The organism is Paenibacillus sp. 01L418 (genome assembly GCF_056400045.1).
This window is the reverse complement of sequence record NZ_JBFTSN010000613.1, coordinates 1-2,972: the sequence shown is the minus strand read 5'-3', so window position 1 is coordinate 2,972 and position 2,972 is coordinate 1. Positions and strand designations below refer to the sequence as shown.

2 protein-coding genes and 1 tRNA gene are annotated in these 2,972 nt (G+C 40.4%); 2 read left to right on the top strand and 1 reads right to left on the bottom strand.

The genetic code is table 11. From position 1 onward, the window contains the following. Positions 1-58 precede the first annotated feature (58 nt). Both AC1DSE_RS33595 and AC1DSE_RS33590 read left to right on the top strand, forming a co-directional pair. Positions 59-138 (top strand) — tRNA-Leu (locus AC1DSE_RS33595). A 254-nt stretch (positions 139-392) separates the two neighbouring features. Continuing rightward, positions 393-1,667, top strand: a complete 1,275-nt coding sequence (locus AC1DSE_RS33590; RefSeq protein WP_477513007.1) for an ATP-binding protein — start codon at positions 393-395, stop codon at positions 1,665-1,667. Between the two features lie 136 nt (positions 1,668-1,803). Here the strand turns inward: AC1DSE_RS33590 and AC1DSE_RS33585 are convergent, their stop codons facing one another. Further along, the gene (locus AC1DSE_RS33585) at positions 1,804-2,580 is read right to left on the bottom strand and encodes a MerR family transcriptional regulator (protein WP_477513008.1); all 777 of its coding nucleotides are present in this window, start codon (positions 2,578-2,580) and stop codon (positions 1,804-1,806) included. Positions 2,581-2,972 lie beyond the last annotated feature (392 nt).

The following is a 2,972-nucleotide window of genomic DNA, read 5'->3' as shown; positions in this document are numbered from 1 at the left end:
AATCAGGGTGTCGTAGGTTCGAATCCTACATGACTCACCATTTTTTAATCTCGGATGCGCGCGTATGGCGGAATTGGCAGACGCACTAGACTTAGGATCTAGCGGGCAACCGTGGGGGTTCAAGTCCCTCTACGCGCATCATAGTACGACAAATGAAGTCTTGCTTAGCAAGGCTTTTTTTGTTGTTTAAAAGTAGGAAATGATACTCAAATGAGATGTTTTTGAGCTATTTTTTTGTCAAAGGAGTTAGCCTCGTGTACAATAAAAACAGCTAAGGGAGGACATATATGAATTTTTCCGTCACCTTTTTTACAAATATAAGCATTCTCATCACTTGTGCTTACCTTTTTAACCTCCTATATAAGAATTTTCTAAACCGAGCTTCCTCCAATGTGAAAAATAGTTTGTTGATTGTCACTTTTATTTTATCCGGCTGGCTGACGATGATGGTTGGTGTAGAATTAGGTAAGGGGCCCTTATTCGATTTGCGCGGCGTACCTATTATTTTTGCAACATTAGTGTTCCGAGATCCGCGCCATGTTTTTATTATTGGACTTGGTATCTCTGCTTCAAGATTTTTTGTCAATGGAATAACACCAAGCTCACTAACGGGATCAATTAATATCGCTATTATGGGACTCGTCGCTGCGGGGCTCGTCATGCTTTACGAACGACGCCAGTTATGGGGCTATCGTAAGAAGGCAACGATTTCTTTGCTCACCATCAATATTGTACAGGTAACTGGTATCGCGATCTTTGGCGCTCTGTCTCGTGAGTTGTACTTGAAGCAGATTATGCCTTTTACGCTGCCTCTTTCTATTTTGCTTGGTGCCTTATTCTTATTTATTATTAATGATTTTTATAAGGAACAGCTCCAAGCGGACGAGCTGCGCGACAATAACTTGCTTCTAATGGAGCAAACGAAGGAGCTTGAAGACAAAGCGATACAAATCATGAAGTCATCCAAATACAAGTCGGACTTCCTCTCTAATATGTCTCATGAGCTTCGGACACCTCTTAATAGTATCATTGTCCTCTCAGAGCTCATTCGTGAGAATACGGCCAGCCAGGAACACAATGAGAATTTTGAGTATGCAGATATGATAAACAGCTCTAGTAACGAATTGCTGCGAATCATTAATGACATCCTTGACTTATCCAAGATGGAAGCAGGGAAAATGGATATCAACTGGGGAGAAGTGTCCGTCGAGGATGTTACGCAGCTGGTATACCATGAATTTGCCCATTTAGCTGAAAAGAAGCAGCTAAGCTTCGAAGTTTTAATAGATGAAGAGGCTCCTCAAATGCTAGTATCAGATGGGCAAAAGCTGAGCCAAATTATTCGCAATCTATTAAACAATGCTATTAAGTTTACGGATAAGGGCGATGTCGCTTTGCACGTATACAAGGATAAGCTTACTGACTGCATTGTATTTGTTGTAAAGGACACCGGTATTGGGATAGATGAGGACAACCAGCAGCGAGTCTTTGATACATTTTCACAAGAGGACAGCACGATTCAGCGGAAATATGAAGGAACTGGATTAGGGCTTTCTATTTGCATACAGCTTACCAATCTACTTGGCGGCAAACTTGCGCTTAAAAGTACAAAGGGAGTTGGAAGTAAGTTTGCACTAAGTGTGCCGTTATATCCTACAACGAAATAGGATAGCTGCTTCGATTGGAACCGCAAATCGCTTTCGACTAGGTTGGAGAGTAAGTTTCTATATAAAGAAATGAGTTGTTAGATTCGACTAACAGCAAGGAAGGTGTAGTTAGGCAAATGCCTTCCTACACCTTTCTTTATGGATTTAGCGAGGTATCCATATTTGTATAAATAAGAATGGCATCTCTTAGAAATACAGCAGCACCGGGCAGGTTTTTATCATAATAGGCTGTAAACCTTTCATCATCTACATACATTTGAGCAACACCCGCATGTGCTTCTTTGGTATAGCTGCCCCAATAAAAACTTAGCCATTGTCGATGGAGATCGGCTGCTTTCTGTGCTAACTGACCAGCGGGATCACCAGTTGCAAAAGCTTCCTCAAGCACGCTTATGACCTCGGCCCCTAACTTTTCGATTTCAGTGTGCTGTTCTTTAGTCATGTTTTTGATTATTTGGTTAGAGAGATCCACCTGCTCGTTTCCGTACTTTTCTCTAATCTCTTTACCAAAGCTCTTCTCATTCTCATTAACGAGCTGCTGCTTAAAACCTTCGAATTTCTCTTTATTCTCCATTATTATTCTCCCTTCTTTTTGAGCTAATGTTTTGTCGACATTAGCGATAAGCTGATCTAGCTGAACTCTTTTCTCTAAAAGCTTTTGTCGATGCTGCAGCAGTGCCTTCTCACCGTCAAAGGAAGGTGATGTCACGATGGCCTTGATTTCCTCTAATCCGATTCCAAGCTCTTTGTAAAATAGAATCTGCTGCAGCCGATCAACCTCCGCTTGCCCATAAATGCGATAGCCTGAAGAATTCAACCGTGCAGGTTTAAGCATGTCGATCTCATCATAATAACGCAGCGCACGTGTACTAATTCCAGCTAATCGACCTAGCTTTTGTATGGTATATTCCATGTGTTCACCTCCTGACAACATCATCGTACACCTTCACGCAACGTGAAGGTCAACTGTTTTTTTATAACGCAAGAGCAATAGTAAAGGATTTAACCAGTGTGGAATTGGAGGATGAACTAATGTCTTTCATGTAATTATTCTGTTTATTGAAGTAAGTAAACTCTATTCACAATTAACGAGGAATTGTTGTATAGCCGAGAATGCTATTGTTGAAAATAATGTTATCCAGCGATGGAGAGCGATATAGCATTATAAAATGGATGGAAAGCAGTTATGATTGAGAATGTTAAAGAGTTGTTCATTTGCGCTGTAAACGATATCCATTTATAATTAATGTTATTCTTCTTCTTTAAAGATGGAATCATGTATTTACATGCTTTATTGTAGTAAAC

Excerpts from the sequence above, each read along its gene's own strand:
- AC1DSE_RS33585 (WP_477513008.1), bottom strand. The coding sequence starts at position 2,580 with ATGGAATATACCATACAAAAGCTAGGTCGATTAGCTGGAATTAGTACA.